The 17646-nt window shown below is 70.4% G+C and carries 15 protein-coding genes and 2 pseudogenes; 13 read left to right on the forward strand and 4 right to left on the reverse strand.

Annotated features, from left to right (window positions below; translation table 11 throughout):
- Positions 1 to 125: 125 nt before the first annotated feature.
- From OXG55_14585 to OXG55_14600, 4 genes and pseudogenes are all read left to right on the forward strand, one after another.
- A complete protein-coding gene (locus OXG55_14585) occupies positions 126 to 1025 on the forward strand; it encodes a 1,4-dihydroxy-2-naphthoate polyprenyltransferase (GenBank protein MCY4104467.1) in 900 nt (299 codons plus the stop codon).
- Between the two features lie 195 nt (positions 1026 to 1220).
- Positions 1221 to 2561 carry a hypothetical protein gene (locus OXG55_14590; GenBank protein MCY4104468.1) on the forward strand — a complete coding sequence of 447 codons (1341 nt, stop codon included), beginning with the start codon at positions 1221 to 1223 and terminating at the stop codon, positions 2559 to 2561.
- Positions 2562 to 3059: 498 nt separating this feature from the next.
- Positions 3060 to 3310 (forward strand): annotated as a pseudogene (locus tag OXG55_14595) (DUF433 domain-containing protein).
- Positions 3311 to 3631: 321 nt separating this feature from the next.
- The gene (locus OXG55_14600) at positions 3632 to 5926 is read left to right on the forward strand and encodes a DUF262 domain-containing protein (protein MCY4104469.1); all 2295 of its coding nucleotides are present in this window, start codon (positions 3632 to 3634) and stop codon (positions 5924 to 5926) included.
- A 191-nt stretch (positions 5927 to 6117) separates the two neighbouring features.
- Here the strand turns inward: OXG55_14600 and OXG55_14605 are convergent.
- Positions 6118 to 7335: pseudogene (locus tag OXG55_14605) on the reverse strand (hypothetical protein).
- Between the two features lie 733 nt (positions 7336 to 8068).
- On the opposite strand from OXG55_14605, the gene OXG55_14610 reads away from it, so the two are divergent.
- Positions 8069 to 8776, forward strand: coding sequence for a Uma2 family endonuclease (locus OXG55_14610; protein MCY4104470.1), 708 nt, complete (start codon positions 8069 to 8071; stop codon positions 8774 to 8776).
- Positions 8777 to 8918: 142 nt separating this feature from the next.
- On the opposite strand, the gene OXG55_14615 is transcribed toward OXG55_14610, so the two are convergent.
- The 3 genes from OXG55_14615 to mshD all read right to left on the reverse strand — a co-directional run bounded on the left by OXG55_14615 (position 8919) and on the right by mshD (position 10905).
- On the reverse strand, positions 8919 to 9632 hold the full coding sequence (locus OXG55_14615; GenBank protein ID MCY4104471.1) for a ubiquinone/menaquinone biosynthesis methyltransferase: 714 nt from the start codon (positions 9630 to 9632) through the stop codon (positions 8919 to 8921).
- A gap of 114 nt (positions 9633 to 9746) precedes the next feature.
- Positions 9747 to 10112 carry a hypothetical protein gene (locus OXG55_14620; protein MCY4104472.1) on the reverse strand — a complete coding sequence of 122 codons (366 nt, stop codon included), beginning with the start codon at positions 10110 to 10112 and terminating at the stop codon, positions 9747 to 9749.
- A 70-nt stretch (positions 10113 to 10182) separates the two neighbouring features.
- A complete protein-coding gene (gene mshD / locus OXG55_14625; protein ID MCY4104473.1) occupies positions 10183 to 10905 on the reverse strand; it encodes a mycothiol synthase in 723 nt (240 codons plus the stop codon).
- Between the two features lie 149 nt (positions 10906 to 11054).
- Here mshD and nth point away from each other — a divergent pair, with 149 nt between their 5' ends.
- From nth to OXG55_14665, 8 genes are all read left to right on the forward strand, one after another.
- Positions 11055 to 11699: an endonuclease III gene (gene nth / locus OXG55_14630; protein ID MCY4104474.1), complete on the forward strand. Its 645-nt coding sequence runs from the start codon at positions 11055 to 11057 to the stop codon at positions 11697 to 11699.
- Positions 11700 to 11815: 116 nt separating this feature from the next.
- Positions 11816 to 13144: a histidinol dehydrogenase gene (hisD, locus tag OXG55_14635; protein MCY4104475.1), complete on the forward strand. Its 1329-nt coding sequence runs from the start codon at positions 11816 to 11818 to the stop codon at positions 13142 to 13144.
- Positions 13141 to 14226 (forward strand): histidinol-phosphate transaminase, encoded by a 1086-nt coding sequence (gene hisC, locus OXG55_14640; GenBank protein ID MCY4104476.1) that lies wholly within the window; start codon positions 13141 to 13143, stop codon positions 14224 to 14226. Before hisD ends, hisC begins: the two co-directional genes overlap by 4 nt.
- A gap of 80 nt (positions 14227 to 14306) precedes the next feature.
- Complete coding sequence (gene hisB / locus OXG55_14645) at positions 14307 to 14900, forward strand: imidazoleglycerol-phosphate dehydratase HisB (GenBank protein MCY4104477.1); 594 nt, start codon at positions 14307 to 14309, stop codon at positions 14898 to 14900.
- 29 nt (positions 14901 to 14929) lie between these two features.
- Positions 14930 to 15553, forward strand: a complete 624-nt coding sequence (gene hisH / locus OXG55_14650) for an imidazole glycerol phosphate synthase subunit HisH (protein ID MCY4104478.1) — start codon at positions 14930 to 14932, stop codon at positions 15551 to 15553.
- A complete protein-coding gene (locus tag OXG55_14655) occupies positions 15553 to 16293 on the forward strand; it encodes a 1-(5-phosphoribosyl)-5-[(5-phosphoribosylamino)methylideneamino] imidazole-4-carboxamide isomerase (GenBank protein MCY4104479.1) in 741 nt (246 codons plus the stop codon). Before hisH ends, OXG55_14655 begins: the two co-directional genes overlap by 1 nt.
- Positions 16287 to 17072, forward strand: coding sequence for an imidazole glycerol phosphate synthase subunit HisF (gene hisF / locus OXG55_14660; GenBank protein ID MCY4104480.1), 786 nt, complete (start codon positions 16287 to 16289; stop codon positions 17070 to 17072). Before OXG55_14655 ends, hisF begins: the two co-directional genes overlap by 7 nt.
- 84 nt (positions 17073 to 17156) lie before the next feature.
- Positions 17157 to 17453, forward strand: coding sequence for a co-chaperone GroES (locus OXG55_14665; GenBank protein ID MCY4104481.1), 297 nt, complete (start codon positions 17157 to 17159; stop codon positions 17451 to 17453).
- Positions 17454 to 17646: the final 193 nt, after the last annotated feature.

The raw sequence follows: 17646 nt of genomic DNA on the forward strand, positions 1-17646 counted from the left end.
CGGGCGGCGCCGGCCGGTCGCGGCACCGGTGCCGCGCCGGATCCGCCGCTGTAGGGACAGTGACCGGCCCGGTCGGCCGGGCCGCGGTCCGGCCTGTCAGGCAGGCTGCCGCTAGCGTGGCCGGTGTGACGCGGGTGCAGGACTGGGTCGCCGGGGCGAGGCCGCGAACCCTGCCGGCCTCGCTGGCACCGGTGATCGCCGGCACGGCGAGCGCGGCCAGGCCGGGCTTCGGCTGGGGCCAGGGTCTCATCTGGTGGCGTCTGGCGCTGGCCCTGGTGGTGGCGCTGGGGTTGCAGATCGGCGTCAACTACGCCAACGACTACAGCGACGGCATGCGCGGCACCGACGACGAGCGCCGGGTGGGCCCGCGGCGCCTGGTGGGTTCGGGCCTGGCGCGCCCCGGGGCCGTGCGCAACGCCGCCGCTCTTGCCGGGCTCGTGGCGGGAGGCGCCGGTCTGGCCCTCGCCGCGGCGGCCGGCTGGGAACTGGTGATCGTCGGCGCTGCGTGTCTCGCAGCCGGCTGGTTCTACTCGGGCGGACGCCGGCCCTACGGCTACCGGGGGCTGGGCGAGGTGAGTGTGTTCATCTTCTTCGGCCTCGTGGCAGCGGTCGGAGCCGCCTTCGTGCAACTGGAGGCGATCACGGCCCGCAGCATCTGGGTGGGAGTGGGCTGCGGTTGCCTGAGCTGCGCACTGCTGGTGGTCAACAACCTGCGCGACATCGAGGGTGACGCGGCCGCCGGGAAGCGCACCCTGGCGGTCCGCATGGGAACGTCCCGGACACGCCTTCTCCACGCCGCTCTGGTGGCGGGCGCCTTCGTCGCACTGATCCCGTTGGCGCTCAGCGAGCCCTGGGCCGTGCTGGGGCTGGCAGCCTTGCCGTTCGCTGCGGCCCCGCTGGCGCGGGTGCTGCGCGGCGCCGAAGGAGTCGACCTGATCGGCGCTCTGGCCGCCACGGGCCGCCTGCTGGCCGCCTACGGCCTCACCCTCGCCGCCGGCCTCTGGGCAGCTTCGGCCCTGGCCTGAAAGAACTGCTTGCGGGGGTGGTTTCTGTTCGCAGGCGACGGTGATGGTGTTGCCTGCGCGCAGCGCCGCCCGGCGTGGCGGCTGGGGTTTGAACAGCCCGGCTTGTCGGGGTCCGTCGGTGCCGTCGGTTGGCGTGTTGGGTGGTTGGAGGGTGAGGCTGCCGTCGGGGCGTCGGGTGACTTCTTCGCCGTTGAGGTGGACGCGGATGTGGTGGCAGCGGTGGCAGAGCAGGCAGGTGTTCTCCAGGGTGGTCTCGCCGCCGTGGCACCAGTGGTCGATGTGGTGGACCTCGCAGATCTTCTCGGTGACGCGGCAGCCGATGCAGCCTCGGTCGCGGGCGACGAGTTGTTTGCGCAGCCGCGGCGAGACCTTGCGTTTGGATCTTCCAAGCAGTGTCTCGCCAGTGTGCTTGTTGAAGATGCCCGACAGGATCCTGGCGTCACATGCCAACGCCAGCACCTCGGCCGTGGTGAGGGGGGTGTCGTCGGCGAGGCGGGCGTTGACGACCCGCTCGCGGACCAAGTCGTAGTCGGCCAGCACGATCAACTCTGCGCCCATCGGCGCGCCCTTGCCGCCGGTGTGGCTGTTGCAGATCAGTTCTGCGAGCGCATCCGCGGAGCGCTGCTGTGGCGTGGGACGGTTCTTGGGGTCCTCGGCGCGGAACAACTCGTCGCCGCGGGCCAACAGCGCGGCGCGCACCCGGTTTCCGGTGAGCGGGTCGAACTGCGCGAACAGATGGAACATCCCGTCGCCCTGCTCAGCGATCGACGCCCGGCGGCGCCGCCGCTGGGAGGCCCGCCGCGCCTCGAGTTCCTGCTCACTGGTGGCGTCGTTGACCATCTGCTTGATCGTGCGGCGCAGCTGATCCTCGGGCTCGACCTCGGCGGCGTCCAGCAGCGCCCGCCGGTCCAGCGGCGCGTCGGCGGCGGCGTCGAGGATCATTCCCGCCGCCTCCGGCGTGATCGCCCCCTCGGCGAGCCTGTCGGCCACCTCGGGCGACCACTCCAGCTGCCCGGCGACCTTCACGGCCTTGCGGGCGCCGGAACGCGACCGCTTCTGATCCCGACACAGCATCTCTTCGATCGCCTTCTCGCCCTCCCGGCGAGAGATCTCGGTAATCACCTCCGCCTCGCAGGCCGCGATCGCCGCCCGCGCCCGCCCCATGCGCCCCAAGCGGTCACGCAACACCGCCAAGGTCACCTCCCGCAACGACACCGGCGGCGCGAACAACCACTCCCCCAACGACGCCCACTCCCCACCAGCACGGCCGCCGGTGCCACCAGCGGCGTCGGCGCCGGCGATGACGGCGTCCGCTTCGGCGGAACCGCGAGCGGCGAAGCCAGAACCGGTACCCGTAGTGGCCTCTCCGCTGCCCGGCTCTCGGTGACCGCGACCGCCAGCGGCGGCGTCACGGCTGGTGACGGTGCCACCGGTGCGCCTCGAGTCCTCGCCCATCTCGCCATCACCCCTTCGTTCGTTCCCGGCCCCCGCCCCTCGGCGGCGAACGCCCCTTGTCATTGCCTTTCCACAATCTAAAACACGGGTGTGACACTCTCCCAATACATGTTTGTCTAAGCGGCGAGAAAACCCCACAGTCATCTGCGGCACGACCAGAGCCGACCGGATAGCTCGCGCCGAACCCCCAGGTCAACGGACCGCGCCCTGACCCCGCATCCACCGCAGGCTGAGCGTCGGCCAGTCCCCGGCGAATCACCCCGGCTCTGGTGGAGGGTGACCTCGGAACCGAGAGTGAGCAGTGGCACAACGAGAGTCGGCGTGCCGGGCCCACCGCGCCGCATCCGTTGCACTCATGGCGAGGTCCCGATGCTGAACTCGACCCAACGAGCCAAGACAGCCTGTGGATCGACGCCCTCCCGGGCTGATTGTTGAACGTCGCCGTTTGGCGTTCGGCGGCAATCGGCAGCGAGCGCTCTGGATCGGCATCGGAGACGGCGGCACTGATCCGCGTTCGGGTGACCGGTAGGCTTAGGTCGCAATTCGAGAGTCCATCGCCATCAGAGCCGGAGGTGGATCATGCAGGCCAACGAGCGCCCCCTGCAGCGCATCACCGCCCGGCCCGATGTGTTCGGGGGCAAGCCGATCGTCCGCGACCTGCGCATCTCGTGGAGATGGTGCTGAGCCTGCTCGCCCAGGGAGTAGCTACTGACGACATCCTGGACGACTACCCGGACGTCGAGGCGGAGGACGTTCTGGCCTGCACCGCCTACGCGCACGCGGTCATCGCCCGCGACACGCTGGCCTCGGTCTCCGTCCCAGGGCGGTGAGGTTTCTGGTTGATCGCTGCGCCGGGCGACGCCACGCTCGCCTGCCTGAGGACGCAGGTGCCCGATCTGCAGAACCACCTGCAGCATCTACGCGCCGCGCGCCCGGACCTGCCCGTCGAACGGTCAACACACAGAACGCCGCTCGGCCCCATCGCATCACCCATCACATCAGAGGGCTCCGACACGGGCTCGTCGTCCCCATCGGAGCCGGGCCTCAGCCCGTAACACGGCGAGCTCCGGCGAGGCTGTCACAGGTGGCCATTAGCTTGAAGCGCCAGAGTCGGGCAAGCTGCTGATCACCCGTGTTCGAAGGAGAACCCCATGGCCAGGACGATGTACCGCACAACGTTCTACGGATTGATGAACCTCGTCGAGGACATCGATCGCGGCAGGATCGCGCTGCCCGACATCCAGCGCCCCTTCGTGTGGAAGCCTGTGCAGGTCCGCGACCTGTTCGACTCCATGTACCGGGGCTTCCCCGTTGGGACGCTGATGTTCTGGGAGACCGGCGCTGAGGCGGGTATCCGGCAGATCGGCGGCGGTGACGGCGACGGCGTGCCCAGGCTCCTGATCGTCGACGGCCAGCAGCGGCTCACCTCCCTGTACTCGGTGCTGCAAGGCAAACCTGTATTGGACGCCCGCTTCAAGCAGAAGCGCATCAAAATCGCCTTCCGGCCCGAGGATGAATCCTTCGAGGTCAGCGACGCGGCGATTCGACGTGATCCGGAATACATCGCCGATGTCACGGCGCTGTGGGGCGACCGTTACCGCTCTGTCGTCAGGGAGTTCCTGGCGCGCCTCGCGGCACACCGGCAGGCCGGCTCGGAGCTGCCCGAGCCGAACTGGGACGCGCTGCATGACCGGCTCGAGGACCGCATCGACAGGGTCCGCGACCTCCGCGACTTCCAGTTCCAGGCTCTCGAACTGACGGGCAACGCCGACGAGGAACAGGTCGCGGACATTTTCGTCCGCGCCAACTCCAAGGGCGTGCAACTCAAGCAGGCCGACTTCATCCTGACGCTCATGTCCGTGCATTGGGAGAAGGGCAGGGTCCAGATCGAGCAATTCTGCCGAGACGCCGTCGCGCCTGCTGGCAGCGGCGCCTCGCCCAGGAACCCCTTCATCGACCCGAAGCCCGATCAGATGCTGCGGGTCGCGGTCGGCTTGGCGTTTCGGCGCGCCCGCCTCGAATACGTCTACAGCATCCTGCGCGGCAAGGACCTCGAGACTGGCGACATCTCCGCTCTGCGGCGCACTGGGCAGTTCGAGCGGCTGCAGAGAGCCGTGGACCAAGCGCTCGACCTCGGCAACTGGCACGAGTTCCTGAAGTGCCTGACCCACGCGGGGTTCCGCAGCGGTCGAATGATTACCAGCGAGAGTGCCGTGCTCTTCAGCTACCTGCTGTGGTTGATCGGCAGGTGCGACTTCGGCCTCGACCGCAGGAGGCTGCGCGGTGTAATCGGCCGCTGGTTCTTCATGGCACAGACGGCGGGCCGTTACACCGGATCGCCCGAGACCTTGCTGGAAGGTGACCTCAGGCGACTCGAAGCCGCGTCCAAGGACGGCGAGACGTTCTGCGGCGAGTTGGACCGCATAATTCGTGCCACCTTCACCCGCGACTACTGGGAGGTCTCCCTGCCGGAGCGGCTCGACACGTCGTCGTCCCGATCGCCGGTGCTCTCGGCGTACCTTGCGGCGCTGAACCTTCTGGACGCCGAGGCCCTGCTGAGCAACCTGCGGATCCGCGACCTGAGCGATCCGCTGCGCGCCGCGCCGCGCTCGCTGGAGCGCCACCACCTGTTCCCCAAGGCCCATCTGGCAGCGAAGGGCATCACGCGGCTCCAAGAGACGAACGCCATCGCCAACATGGCCTTCCTGGACTGGCCGGACAACGCCGCCGTCGGTCCGGAGGATCCGCGTGCCTACTGGCCCGCAATGAGCGCGGCGATGGATCCTGCACGGCTCGAGCGGCAGATGTACTGGCACGCCTTGCCTGTGGGATGGGAGCAACTGGACTACCCGACCTTCCTGGCGAGGCGCCGCAGACTCCTGGCGATGGTGGTGAGAGACGGTGTCGAGCAACTCTGGGACGCGGGATCCTCCGCTCCGCCTGCAGGAGGGGTCGACGAACTGCTGAAACTCGGAGAGTCGCAGACGCTGGAGTTCAAGTCCTCGGCGCGCTGGAACAGCCACACAGGGGGCGTCGACAAGCGCCTCGAGCACGTCGTTGTCAAGACCGTCTGCGGGTTTCTCAACGCGGCGGGCGGCAAGCTGCTCATCGGCGTGAAGGACGATGCCGAAGTGTTGGGAGTCGATGCCGACATGGAGACCCTGGGGCGCAAGGCTGACAAGGACGGCTACGAGCTCTTCCTGCGCCAGCTGCTCGAGAACTCACTGTCGGTTCCCACTGCCGGGATTGTGCACATCGGTTTCGATCACATCGGAGGCGTCGAAATCTGCGTCGTCACCGTCGCCTCGTCCGGGAAGCCCGTGTTCGCCAAACCGCTCGAGGGCGGTGCTGGCCACATTGAGTTCTGGCTCCGGGTGGGCAACGCCACGAGGCAGCTTCACGGTGACGACATGCTCGACTACAAGAACAGCCATTGGGGCGACTGAGAAAGACGCCGGCCCCTGGCTGCGGGGTGGCTTCTCGGACGAGGCTCCTCGGGCGCTGCGGGTGGCGGTGAGGAGTTGGGCGATCCCGCCGCTGAGGAGGTTCTGGTCCACCTCGTCGAAGCTGGCGGCCATCAGCTGCTCAACGAGCCGTTCCGGCGGCGGCAGCAAGCGCAGCGAGTCCGGCCGCTAACCTAGCCGCCGTTGAGTGCGAGCAGCTGGCGGAGGTCGTCTTCGTCGGAGATGTCTGCTGGCCAGCCGTAGGCGGCGGCCACGGCCTCGTCGAGGGCTTGGTGGGCGTCGGCGAGCCATTGCGGGCGGGTGTTGTAGAGGTTCGTCAGGGTGCGTTTCTTGAGTTCTTTCGCTGCCTGCTCGTCGCGAGGAACGGGCCGCTTCGGATAGCCGGGGACCGGCTCGTCGGCCCACTCGACCCACTCAGGCGGGTTGAGCCAGCGGTCGCGCAGCTCGACGAGACGCCGGGCTCTCGTGGCTATGGCCGCAGAACGGGGGTCGGACGCGTACTCGGTCGCCGGGACAGCCGGCGCGAGGCTGGCGGGGAACGGGAACGTCGCGAAGGTGGATGTCGGCGTGTAGCGAGGGTCGTTGCCTTTGCCGAGCCATGTGCCGAGGCGGAGAGACCAGATCTCGTGGAACCGGCTGTGCAGGATCCCGAATGTCGTGTCGTCGTCACGGGCGATCACGATCAGCTGATGATCGGGACAGATCCGCGCATCGAGCCAGGCGAACAGGCGGTGCTTGGCGACGGTCGGCGTCGCGATGTACCGCGACAGGCCGTCGAGCGCCGCCCGCATCTGTCGCATCCACTGGATCTCGCCGATCCACACCGACACGCGCGCCAACTCGGCGGCGTAGGGGTTGACCTCGATTCCCTTCACGTTGGCCGGGCCGATCTCGGACCAGTCCAACGCCGCCCTTGACACCACATCAATGTCCGATCGCTCCAGCGGCAGAGCGTCACTGTCAGCGAACAGCCCGCCGTTGAACCAAGGCACCGGTTCGAAACCGACGCCGCCGCCGTGGGCCATCGCTTCGAACGCTGTTGGTCCAGTTGGTGCGGATGCGGAACCGCACCATGTCCGAGACGATCAACAGCGGCGGGTTCTCCAGCGCCAGCGCGTCCTGCCGGAGCTGATCGAACGCCGCGTCGAGGTCCTTCCCCTTCGCCTTGTACTCCCAGGCGCAGCAGTGGCGCTTCCAGACATCGGCTCAGCCGTCGCCGCCGGTGTCCTTGTGCGCCCCCGCTCAAAGCAGTACGACCCGCCGATCGGGTCGACGTCCGCGGGCTTGGGCTCGCCCAGCAACTCGCAAAGGTCGAGGAAATGCTGCTGCGACGCGGAGCGCTCCGTCAACGTGGAGGCTCGCCACTTGCTGATGAACTCGTCCGGCGTCATGGCCGCAAGCAGGGTAGCCAGTCATACTGACACGCCTCGAGATCAACCAAGCCGACCGCAGGTACCGAGGGCATCCGATCTCGGGGAGCGCGCGGCAACGACTACGGGACAGTCGATGTCCAAGAGGGCGAGTAGCGCTCTGACCTGCAAATTCGTCTGATAGTCCGAGTCCGCACCCCGCCGCCAGATCCAGAGCCTCGCTCCGTGCCCAGCGAGATGCCTCGTCCGCACGATCGCCCCCGATCGGTTGAGTTCCCGAGAGTTGGCTGACCCGACCGCGAAAGCGCCGAGCAGACCACCTGCGCAATGCCCGGGGCGGTTCATCCGGTCACCGCCCAGCCGGCGGTACCACTTCGCCGATGGCGTCGAAGACCGTCGTCGGAGTTGGCCGAGTCGCTGGACCGGGTGCTTGTCCCGATCGACAGCGACCAGCATCGTCGCGCCGATGCGATGCGCCCGAGCGAGGTGCATGCAGTCGTAAGCCGGGTGGTCGGGCACCAGCGCCAGAAGAGCCGCAGCGGCGGCAACGTTCTCGTCGCCGCCCTAGCGCACCGGCATGTCCGGCACGTTCGCCAGAAGGATGCCCCAGCCTGTAGTGTGGCATTGATTGAAAATTAACAGAGATAGATAGAATAGTTGCTCATGGCAGGCGAAGTCCGCGCCAGGGGGCGGCTCGGGCTAGCCTGTCGCGTCGACGCGAGGCGGCGGCCGGGCCGCGGGAGGGGAGGCGACTGTGAGCACGCTGGCCGATGTGGATCCTGCTGTGGCGTACCCTGCCACCGAGACCGTGCCTGAGTCGCCGCGGCACTCGCGGGCACGCTTTCTCGCCTACGGCGCCCTGAGCGCGCACTTCGCGGGGCAGCGGGACTGCTTCGTGGGCCAGGACCTCAACGTGTACTACCGCCCGGCGCCGCGCACGGCGTTCGTCGCCCCCGACGTGCTGGTGTGCTTCGGCGTCGAGGCCGGCACCATCGAGGACGACGTCAGCTACCGACTCTGGGACGCGGGGGCACCGCCGGCGTACGTCCTGGAGATCGCCTCGGAGAAGACCCACGAGAGGGACTTGGAGTACAAGCCCGACATCTACTTGGAGGTCGGCGCCCGCGAGTACTGGCGATTCGACCCCTCCGGCCTGGGCCTGTTCACCCCGACGCTGCAGGGCGATCGCCGGGCCGGGGACGCCTGGGCGCCGATCCAGGTGCGCCCCGACGGCGACGGCCGCCTCAGCGGCCACAGCGCCGTCTTGGGCCTGGACCTGCACGCCGAAGACCGCCGCCTGCGCTTCCGAGACCCCCGGACCGGCCGATGGCTCCCCGACCCCGAGGACCTCCAGCACACACTCAACCTCACCCGCCAACAGCGAGACGCCGTCGAGGCCCGAGCCATAGCCGCCGAGGCGGAAATCGCCGCCCTGCGCGCCCGACTGAACGACCAGACGTAGCCCCGAGCCTCGCCTCCGCTGGGTGCTCGCGGGCATCTTCGACGTTCGGAGTCGGTGGACGACCGCCGCGAGTCACTGAGAGGCCTCCCGTGCCTTGAACGGCAGGACATATTGAACGGCGTGGTCCCTCGGGGTTGGCGCCTCAGGCGTGGCGCGTGGCGGTGAGGAGTTGGGTGATCCCGCCGCTGAAGACGTGGTGCTCCACGTCGCTGAAGCCAGCGACTCCCAGGAGGTTCGCCAGCTCTACCGTCGGCGGCAGCAGGCGAAGGGACTCGGGCAGGTAGCGATACGCGGCGCGGTTCGACAGGAGTCCGCCGATGATCGGGACGACCCGTCCGAAGTAGAGGCGATGACCCCAGCGAAGCGCCCGGCGGCGCGGCTCGGACACTTCGAGGAGGGCGATCCGACCGCCGGGTCGCACGACGCGGGCCGCCTCGGTGAAGAACCTCTCCAGGTCTGCCAGGTTGCGCAGTGCGAATCCGCAGACGGCCCCGTCGACGGTTCTGTCGCCCAGCGGGAGACGCAGCACGTCGGCGCGCACCAGGGGAGCGGAGGTGTTGGCGCAGCGCAACATCCCGGCGGAGAAGTCCAAGCCCACGGCCCTGTGGCCCGCCCGCTCGAGTTCACCGCAGAAATCGCCGGTCCCGCAGGCCAGGTCGGCCACGAGCGCGGTCGCCGTCAGGTTCAGCAGCCGGACGCTGCGGCGGCGCCAGCGGCGGTCCAGCCCGAAGGTCAGCAGGCGGTTCAGCAGGTCGTAGCGCCGCGCCGCCCGGTCGAACATGCGCTCCACGGCACGCTCCCGGCCGGCGCCGAAAAGATCCTCGGATTCGCCGCGTCCGGCGGCCCGGGTACTCATTGCTGATCCCTGAGCCTGTGTCGTGCGCTCGTCGGCGGGACGAGCCGGACGTCTCCAGCTCTGGATTCCGGCTTTCGCCGGAATGACGGTCGGGTGGTCGTCGGCACCTGTCGATCAGCGGAACCAGGTCCGGTAGTGCTGACGGCTCATGGGGTGCAGTAACAGGCCGGCGAGGGCGATCGCCAGCAGCAGCCCGATCAGGTCCCAACCAGAGAACTCGTCCAGCATTCCGAGCACTTCCCCCACCACGTCCATGAGGGCGTAGAGGCCTGCCAGCCAGTACCCGTGTCTGCGTTCCCGGACCAGTCCTGCGGCGCCGGCGAAGGCGATCAAGCCGGTCAGGAAGAGGAAGACGCCCAACGGATGGCCGATGGAGATGAGACCCCGCAGGATGCCGAAGAAGGCGGTGATGTAGAGGAGCAGCACCGCGATCTGCAGGGTCTGCGGCAGCGAGGGGTTGGTCCAGCGGAATCGGCTCATGTCACCAGTCTGCTCGCTCCTCGTGACGACTCGCCGCCATGGGGCATCCCGACCGGCACCGAGGACGATCTCAGAGTGCGGCGGCGTAGGCCCGGTCAGTGTGGTGGCGCCGGAGGCCGAGGCGCTCGTAGACGGCGTTGGCCGCGCGGTTGTCGGACTCTACGTACAGCATGGCGGTGGCCGAACCCCGGCTGTGCAGGTGGGCGAGGCCGGCGAGGGTGAGCGGTGCGCCGATTCCCCGGCCCTGGAAGTCCGGATCGACCGCAATCACGTAGATCTCGCCCACGGCGACGTCGTCGGGGGGTGGGCCGCCCGCCGGGTGGACCTTGGTCCAGCAGAAGCCGGCCAGGCACCCCTCGCGCTCGTGCAGCAGGAAGCCGGCAGGGTCGTACCAGGGCTCGGATTGGCGCTCCCGCAGGTCTGCCGCCGTCATGTCACCCTGCTCGGGGTGCCAGCTGAAGGCCCGCCGGTTCAGCGCCAGCACCGCCGGCGCGTCGCCAGGCTCGAACGGGCGCACCGCCAGATCTGATGGCGGCGCCGGCAGCGGGCACCGCAACTGCCAGAGATCGCGGTAGGGCGTGAAGCCCCAGCGGACCACCAACTCGTCGTCACCGGTCGCCACATGGCCGATCCAGAGCCGGCAGGTCCCGCCGCCACCTGCCCGCACCGTCTCCACCGCGGCCGCCAGTTCACGTTCCAGCCCCCCGGTGCCCAGAGCCGGCCGCTCGGTCGCCGGTACCTCGATCGTCCAGGTCACATCGCCTTCACCGGGCCCGGAGATCTGGATCGCCACCGGCTCGGAGGCTAGCGGGCCCCCGCCGCGGTGAGCGCCCCTGCAGCCGGCGTGAACGGTCTCTCCCCCGCCGTGCGAGCCATCCGAGGCCCGCCGCAGCGATGATCGGATCGCCGGAACCCCGGCGGCGGAGCGCTACCGTTGCCGGCGTGGGTCGTCCACGTTCGCCCCGGGGCCGTGCGCGGGAGACGCACGAACGTCTGAAGCACGAGTACCCCGACGCGGACTGCGCGCTCACGCACGACTCGCCCTACCAGTTGATCGTGGCCACGATCCTCTCGGCCCAGTGCACCGACGAGCGCGTCAACATGGTCACACCCGCGCTGTTCGAGCGCTGCCCGACTCCGGAGGATCTGGCGGCCTGCGATCCCGGCGAGGTGGAGCAGATCATCCACTCCACCGGCTTCTTCGCGGCCAAGACACGCAACCTGATCGCCATGGCCGACCGGCTGGTCCGCCTCCACGGCGGGGAGGTGCCGACGACGATGCGCGAGCTCACAGCCCTGGCCGGCGTGGGGCGCAAGACGGCCAACGTGGTGCGCAGCGTGGCCTTCGACCTGCCGGGCCTGCCCGTGGACACCCACGTCGGGCGATTGTCGCGGCGCCTCGGTTTGACGACGCAGACCGACCCGGTCGCCGTCGAGAAGGAGTTGAACCCCATGGTCCCCGCGGCCGAGCGGGGCGATTTCAGCATGCGGCTGATCCTGCACGGCCGGCAGGTGTGCGGGGCGCGCCGGGCGGACTGCGGGGGCTGCGTGTGCAACGATTTCTGCCCGTCCGCCTTCGCAGTCTGAGCATGCGCCGCGCCCTTGAGGAGCCTGCCGCCCGTCGCGGGCTACGCCGCCTGCGGCCCCGGCCCCGTCGCCGCAGCGAGACCGCTGAGCGTGGGGGGACCGGTAGGGTCGCCGCGGTGGCGGATACGGCGAGTCTGCTGGCCCTGATCGACGCGCGCGGCATGGCCGAGGTGCCGCTCCCGGAGATCCAGGACACCGCGCCGCCGGGGGTCCTGGAGGCGGTGCGCGGGATCATCGGCGAGGTGCGACGCAACGGCGACGCTGCGCTGAGGCACATGGCCCGGCGCTTCGACGGGGCCACGTTGGAGGACCTGGCGGTGCCGCCGGCGGCGTGTGCCGCCGCTCTGGAGAGCCTGGAGCCCGCGGTGCGCGACGCCCTCGAGGTGGCGGCGGAGCGGATCGAAGAGTTCCACCGCACCCTGCGCGAACCCGACCACGTCTGGTCCCGTGAGGGTCTGACGGTGCGGTCCCTGCAGATTCCCGTGGATCGGGCAGGCCTGTACGTGCCCGGCGGGAGGGCCGCCTACCCGTCGACGGTGCTCATGACGGCGATACCCGCGCGGGTTGCCGGCGTGGCCAGCCTGGCGCTCTGCGTGCCTCCCCGCCCCGACGGCACCGTGGCGCCGGTGACGCTGGCCGCCGCCGCGCTGGCAGGCATCCAGGAGGTGTACGCGGTCGGTGGCGCCGGCGCCGTGGCGGCGCTGGCCTACGGCACCGGGACGATCCCGCGGGTCGACCTCATCGCCGGGCCCGGGAACGTCTACGTGGCGGTGGCGAAGCAGGAGGTGGCAGGAGTGGTCGGCGTGCCCTCGGCATTCGCAGGCCCCTCGGAGGTGGTCGTGGTGGCTGACCGCTCGGCGCCCGCGGAGTTGGCCGCGCTGGATCTGATCGTGCAGGCCGAGCACGGCCCCGACGGCATGGCCTGCCTGCTGACCTGGGATCCCGACGTCGCCGAGGCGGTGAGCGCAGCGGTGGCGGCGGCCGCCGCGACGGCCCCGCGTCGGGCTGAGATCGAGGCCACCCTGTCCTCTTCCGGCTACGCCATCGTCGTGGAGGACCAGCAGCGGGCCGCGGAGGTCGTGAACCGGATCGCCCCCGAACACCTGCAACTGATGGTCGCCGAACCCGATGAACTGGTGCCGCTGGTTCGCCACGCCGGGGCCATCTTCTGCGGCCAGCACGCGCCGGCCTCGCTGGGGGACTACCTGGCCGGCCCGTCACACGTCCTGCCCACCGGGCGGACGGCGCGCTTCGCCTCGGCACTGGGAGTGGCGGACTTCTGCCGCAAGACGCACGTCATCTCCGCCGACGAGGACGCCCTCCTGAGCCTCGGACCGGCGGTCGAGACGCTGGCGACCGCCGAGGGGCTGCCGGCGCACGCCGCCTCGGTGCGACGGCGCCTGGACCGCCTGCGCGGCGAGGATCCCGCGGGAAGGCGTCCGTGAACGAGCCTCGGCCCCGCCGGGAGGTGGCGGGGATGAAGGGCTACCACTCGGCCCAGGTGGACGTCCGGGTGCGCCTCAACACCAACGAGTCCCCCGACGCGCCCCCCGAGGGCTTCAGCAAGGCCCTCGCGGAGAAGCTGGCGGGAATCGACTGGAACAGGTACCCGTCGCGATCGGCCGCCGAACTGCGGTCCGGGATCGCCGACCTGCACGGCACGTCGCAGGAGAACGTCTTCGCCGCCAACGGATCCAACGAGGTGATCCAGACCCTGCTGCTGACCTACGCCGGTCCGGGGCGGCGCGTGGGCCTGTTCTCACCGACCTACGCGCTGCACGCCCACATCGCCCGCGTCGTCGGCTCGGAGGTCATCACGGCGCGGCGCGGACCGGACTTCCGCGTCGGCGCCGGCGCGGCCGCCCGGTTCGCCGCCGCCGAGCAGCCGGACGTGCTGTTCCTCTGCTCACCCAACAACCCGACCGGCACCGTCGATGATCCCGAGACGGTTCAGGCGGCCCTCGAGGCGGTCGCGGGCTACGGTGGGCTCCTCATCACCGACGAGGCCTACGTCCAGTTCGCCGGGCGCGAGCCCGGGAGTTTCAGCGCGGTCGACCTCTTGGCGGAGGACGCGCCGCTGGTGGTCTGCCGCACCTTCTCCAAGGCTTGGGCGCTGGCCGCCGTGCGGCTGGGCTACGCCCTGGCGCCGGCGCGCATCACCGAGGAGCTGCACAAGGTGGTGCTGCCGTACCACCTCGACGTGATGACCCAGGAGATCGGCCTGCTCTGCCTGCAGGACGCGGCAGCCGCCGACCGGCGGGCCGCCGGCATCGTCGCCGAGAGGGAGCGCCTGGCGGCCGGCCTGGCGGTGCTACCCGTGGACCAGTGGCCCTCGGGCGCCAACTTCATCCTCTTCCGTGCCCACGAGCGCGACGGCGCGGCCACCTGGCGCGAACTTGTGGAGCGTTCGGTCCTGGTGCGGGATTGCAGCTCCTGGGAGGGCCTCTCCGGCTGCCTGCGCGTCACCGTCGGCACGCCCCGGGAGAACGCGCTCTTCCTGGAGGCTCTGGGGGACGTTCTGCGCTGAGCCGTCCGAGCGCCGGAGCCTGCTGCGATACTGCACAGTGCCGGCGAGACCGGTCCGGGACGAGCCATCGAGGAGGAGCCGTGAGCGAGCGGCAGTCGCGACGGCAACGCAGCACCACCGAGACGAACATCAGCATCGACCTGCACGTGGACGGGGACGGGCGGAGCGAGGTGTCCACCGGCCTGCCTTTCTTCGACCACATGCTGGCGCAGTTGGCCCGTCACGGCGGCTGGAGCCTCACCGTGTCGGCGCAGGGCGATCTGGATGTGGATTCCCACCACACCGTGGAGGACACGGGCATCCTGCTGGGGCAGTGCTTCGCCGAGGCGCTCGGCGACAAGCGCGGGGTGCGCCGGTTCGCCGCCGCGGCGGTTCCTCTCGACGAGGCGCTCGTGAACGTGTCGCTGGACCTCTCGGGCCGCCCGTTCCTGCACTACGAGGTGGACCCGCCCGGCGAGAAGATCCTGGGTGACCCCCCGTTCGACCCCCAGCTCATGGAGGAGTTCTGGCGGGCGTTCGTGGTGGCCGCGGGCATCACGCTGCACCTGGTGCTGGTGCGCGGCCGCAACACCCACCACATCCTGGAATCCGCCTTCAAGAGCGTGGCGCGCAGCCTGCGCGACGCCGTGCGTCTCGAGGGCTCGGACGTGCCCTCCACGAAGGGCACGCTCTGAGAGCGCCCGGGGGCCGCGGTGCCGGGAGCGTGAGCGAGCCGCGACGCCCACTCGTTGCCGTTCTGGACTACGGCATCGGCAACCTCCGTTCCGCCCAGAAGGGCCTCGAGCGCGTCGGCGCCGAGGCGCACCTCACGGCGGAGCCGGGGTTGATCAGGCGCGCCGACGGGCTGGTGCTGCCGGGGGTCGGCGCCTTCGGCCCCTGCATGGCGGCGCTCGAGGCGGCGGGTCTGGATGTCGAGGCGCGCCGGGCCACCGACGCCGGGGTGCCGTTCCTGGGCATCTGCATCGGTATGCAGATGCTCTTCGAGGGCTCCGAGGAGGCCCCCGGGCGGGCGGGCCTGGGCTTCCTAACCGGGCAGGTGCGCAGGTTGCCCGACGGCCTCAAGCGGCCCCAGATGCAGTGGAACCAGCTGCAGGTGCAGCGACCGGATCCGCTGCTGGTCGGCCTCCGCGGTGCCTGGGTCTACTTCGTGCACTCGTACGCGCCGGAGCGCTCCGAGACGACGGTCGCCACCTGTGACTACGGCGGCCCCGTGACCGCGGTCGCCGCCTCCGGCGCCGTGCGGGGCGTGCAGTTCCACCCCGAGAAGTCGGGAGCCGAAGGATTGCGGCTGCTGGCCAACTTCGTGGCGACGCTGGCGGTCACCTGATGCTGCTGTTCCCGGCGATCGATCTGCGAGGTGGGCGCTGCGTGCGGCTCTACCAGGGTGATTTCGCGGCCGAGACCAGCTATGCGGAGGACCCTGCGGCGGTGGCGGCGGCGTTCGCGGCGGCCGGCGCCCCCTGGCTCCACGTCGTGGACCTCGATGCGGCGCGCACCGGCGAACTCACCAACCTGGCGCAGGTGACCGAGATCGTGGCGGTCGCCGGCGTGCCGGTGCAGTACGGCGGGGGAGTCCGCTCGGCGGATGCCGCGGCGCGGCTGGCCGACGCCGGTGTGGCCCGAGTCGTCATCGGGACCGCCGCTCTCGAGTCGCCGAGGCTGGTCGGCGAGATCGCCGCCCGGCAGCCGGTCGCCCTCGGGTTCGACGTGCGCGGGCGGGAGGTGGCAGTCCGCGGCTGGCAGGCCGCCGGTGGCGGGAACCTCGCCGAGGTGCTGGCGGCGGCACCCGAGGCGGACGCCGTGGTCGTGACCCAGATCAGCGCCGACGGCACCCTCGGAGGCCCGGACATGGAGTTGCTGGCCGAGACGCTGGCCGCCACCGCGACCCCGCTGATCGCCTCGGGGGGTGTCGGTGACCTGCAGGATCTGCGCGGCCTTGCCGCCCTGACGGTCAATGGGCGGGTCCTGGCCGGCGCCATCGTGGGGCGCGCTCTGTACGAGCGGACCGTGGACCTGGCCGAAGCGCTCGCCGTGCTCGCATCCGGGACCCGGGCGAAACCATGGTGAATCCCATCGTCGTCCGCATCATCCCCTGCCTGGACGTGGACGCCGGGCGGGTCGTCAAGGGCGTGGAGTTCGTGGACCTGCGCGACGCCGGCGACCCTGTCGAGCTGGCCGCCCGCTACGATGCCGAGGGCGCCGACGAACTCGTCTTCCTGGACATCACCGCTTCCTCCGACGCCCGCGAGGTGATGCTGGAGGTGGCCCGCCGCACTGCCGAGGAGGTCTTCATCCCCTTCACCGTGGGCGGAGGGATCCGCAGCACCGACGACGCCCGGCGCCTGCTGCGCGCCGGCGCCGACAAGGTCTCGGTGAACACCGCGGCGGTGGCCCGGCCGGCGCTGGTGGCCGAGATCGCCGAGGAGTTCGGCAGCCAGTGCGTGGTGGTGGCCATCGACGCCCGGCTGCGTCCCTCCGGCGGTTTCGAGGTGGTCACGCACGGGGGTCGGCGCCCGACCGAGCTCGACGCGGTGGAATGGGCGGCGCGCGCCGAGCGGCTCGGAGCCGGCGAGATCCTGCTGACGTCCATGGACCGCGACGGCACGAAGGAGGGCTTCGACCTGCCGCTGACACGGGCTGTCAGCGACGCCGTCAACGTCCCGGTGATCGCCTCGGGAGGGGTCGGAACCCTCGATCACCTCGCCGAGGGGGTCGCCGCCGGCGCCGACGCGGTGCTGGCGGCGTCCATCTTCCACTTCGGCGAGCACAGCATCGCCGAGGCCAAGGAGGCGTTGGCCGCCGCGGGGGTGCGGGTTCGGCCCGCTTCCGGCGCCGGCGCGAGCTAGCGTCACGTCGTGTCCTCTTCGGTGAACTCCCCCTCGACCCTCGGCGCAGCGGCCCCGGAATCCGACGACAAGCTTCCGGTCAAGATGCTCAACGACCGGATCATGGTGAGCATCGGCGCCACCGAGGGTGAGCGGCGCTCCTCGGGGGGCATCCTGATTCCCGCCACCGCGCAGGTGGGGAAGCGGCTGACCTGGGCGGAGGTCATCGCCGTGGGTCCCAACGTGCGGTCCATGGAGGCCGGCGACAGGGTGCTCTTCAATCCCGAGGACCGCTACGAGGTGGAGGTCCGCGGCACCGACTACATCATCCTGCGCGAGCGTGACGTGCATGCCGTGGCGGCCGAGCGCCTCGAGGAGGGCAGCACCGGTCTGTACCTCTGAGTTGCGGGCCGCCGGCGGCGACCGACCGAACCGCGCCGAGCGCCTCGAGGAGGGCAGCACCGGTCTGTATCTCTGAGCCCACCGCCCGGCGATCACCGCGGCGTGCGCGCGCCGCGCCTCTAGCATGAACGGGATGACCGTCGCCACCCCCATCACGCCCGCGGCGGGCGCCCTCGAGGCGGTCACCTACAAC

The sequence above is a fragment of the bacterium genome (assembly GCA_026708055.1).
Taxonomy (GTDB): Bacteria; Actinomycetota; Acidimicrobiia; order Acidimicrobiales; family CATQHL01; genus VXNF01.

What these genes read in the sequence shown, in the direction of transcription:
- OXG55_14600 (MCY4104469.1), top strand. Translation starts at nt 3,632, where the DNA reads ATGGCCAGGACGATGTACCGCACAACGTTCTACGGATTGATGAACCTC.
- OXG55_14615 (MCY4104471.1), bottom strand. Translation starts at nt 9,632, where the DNA reads ATGAGTACCCGGGCCGCCGGACGCGGCGAATCCGAGGATCTTTTCGGC.
- OXG55_14620 (MCY4104472.1), bottom strand. Translation starts at nt 10,112, where the DNA reads ATGAGCCGATTCCGCTGGACCAACCCCTCGCTGCCGCAGACCCTGCAG.
- OXG55_14655 (MCY4104479.1), top strand. Translation starts at nt 15,553, where the DNA reads ATGCTGCTGTTCCCGGCGATCGATCTGCGAGGTGGGCGCTGCGTGCGG.
- hisF (MCY4104480.1), top strand. Translation starts at nt 16,287, where the DNA reads ATGGTGAATCCCATCGTCGTCCGCATCATCCCCTGCCTGGACGTGGAC.
- OXG55_14665 (MCY4104481.1), top strand. Translation starts at nt 17,157, where the DNA reads ATGCTCAACGACCGGATCATGGTGAGCATCGGCGCCACCGAGGGTGAG.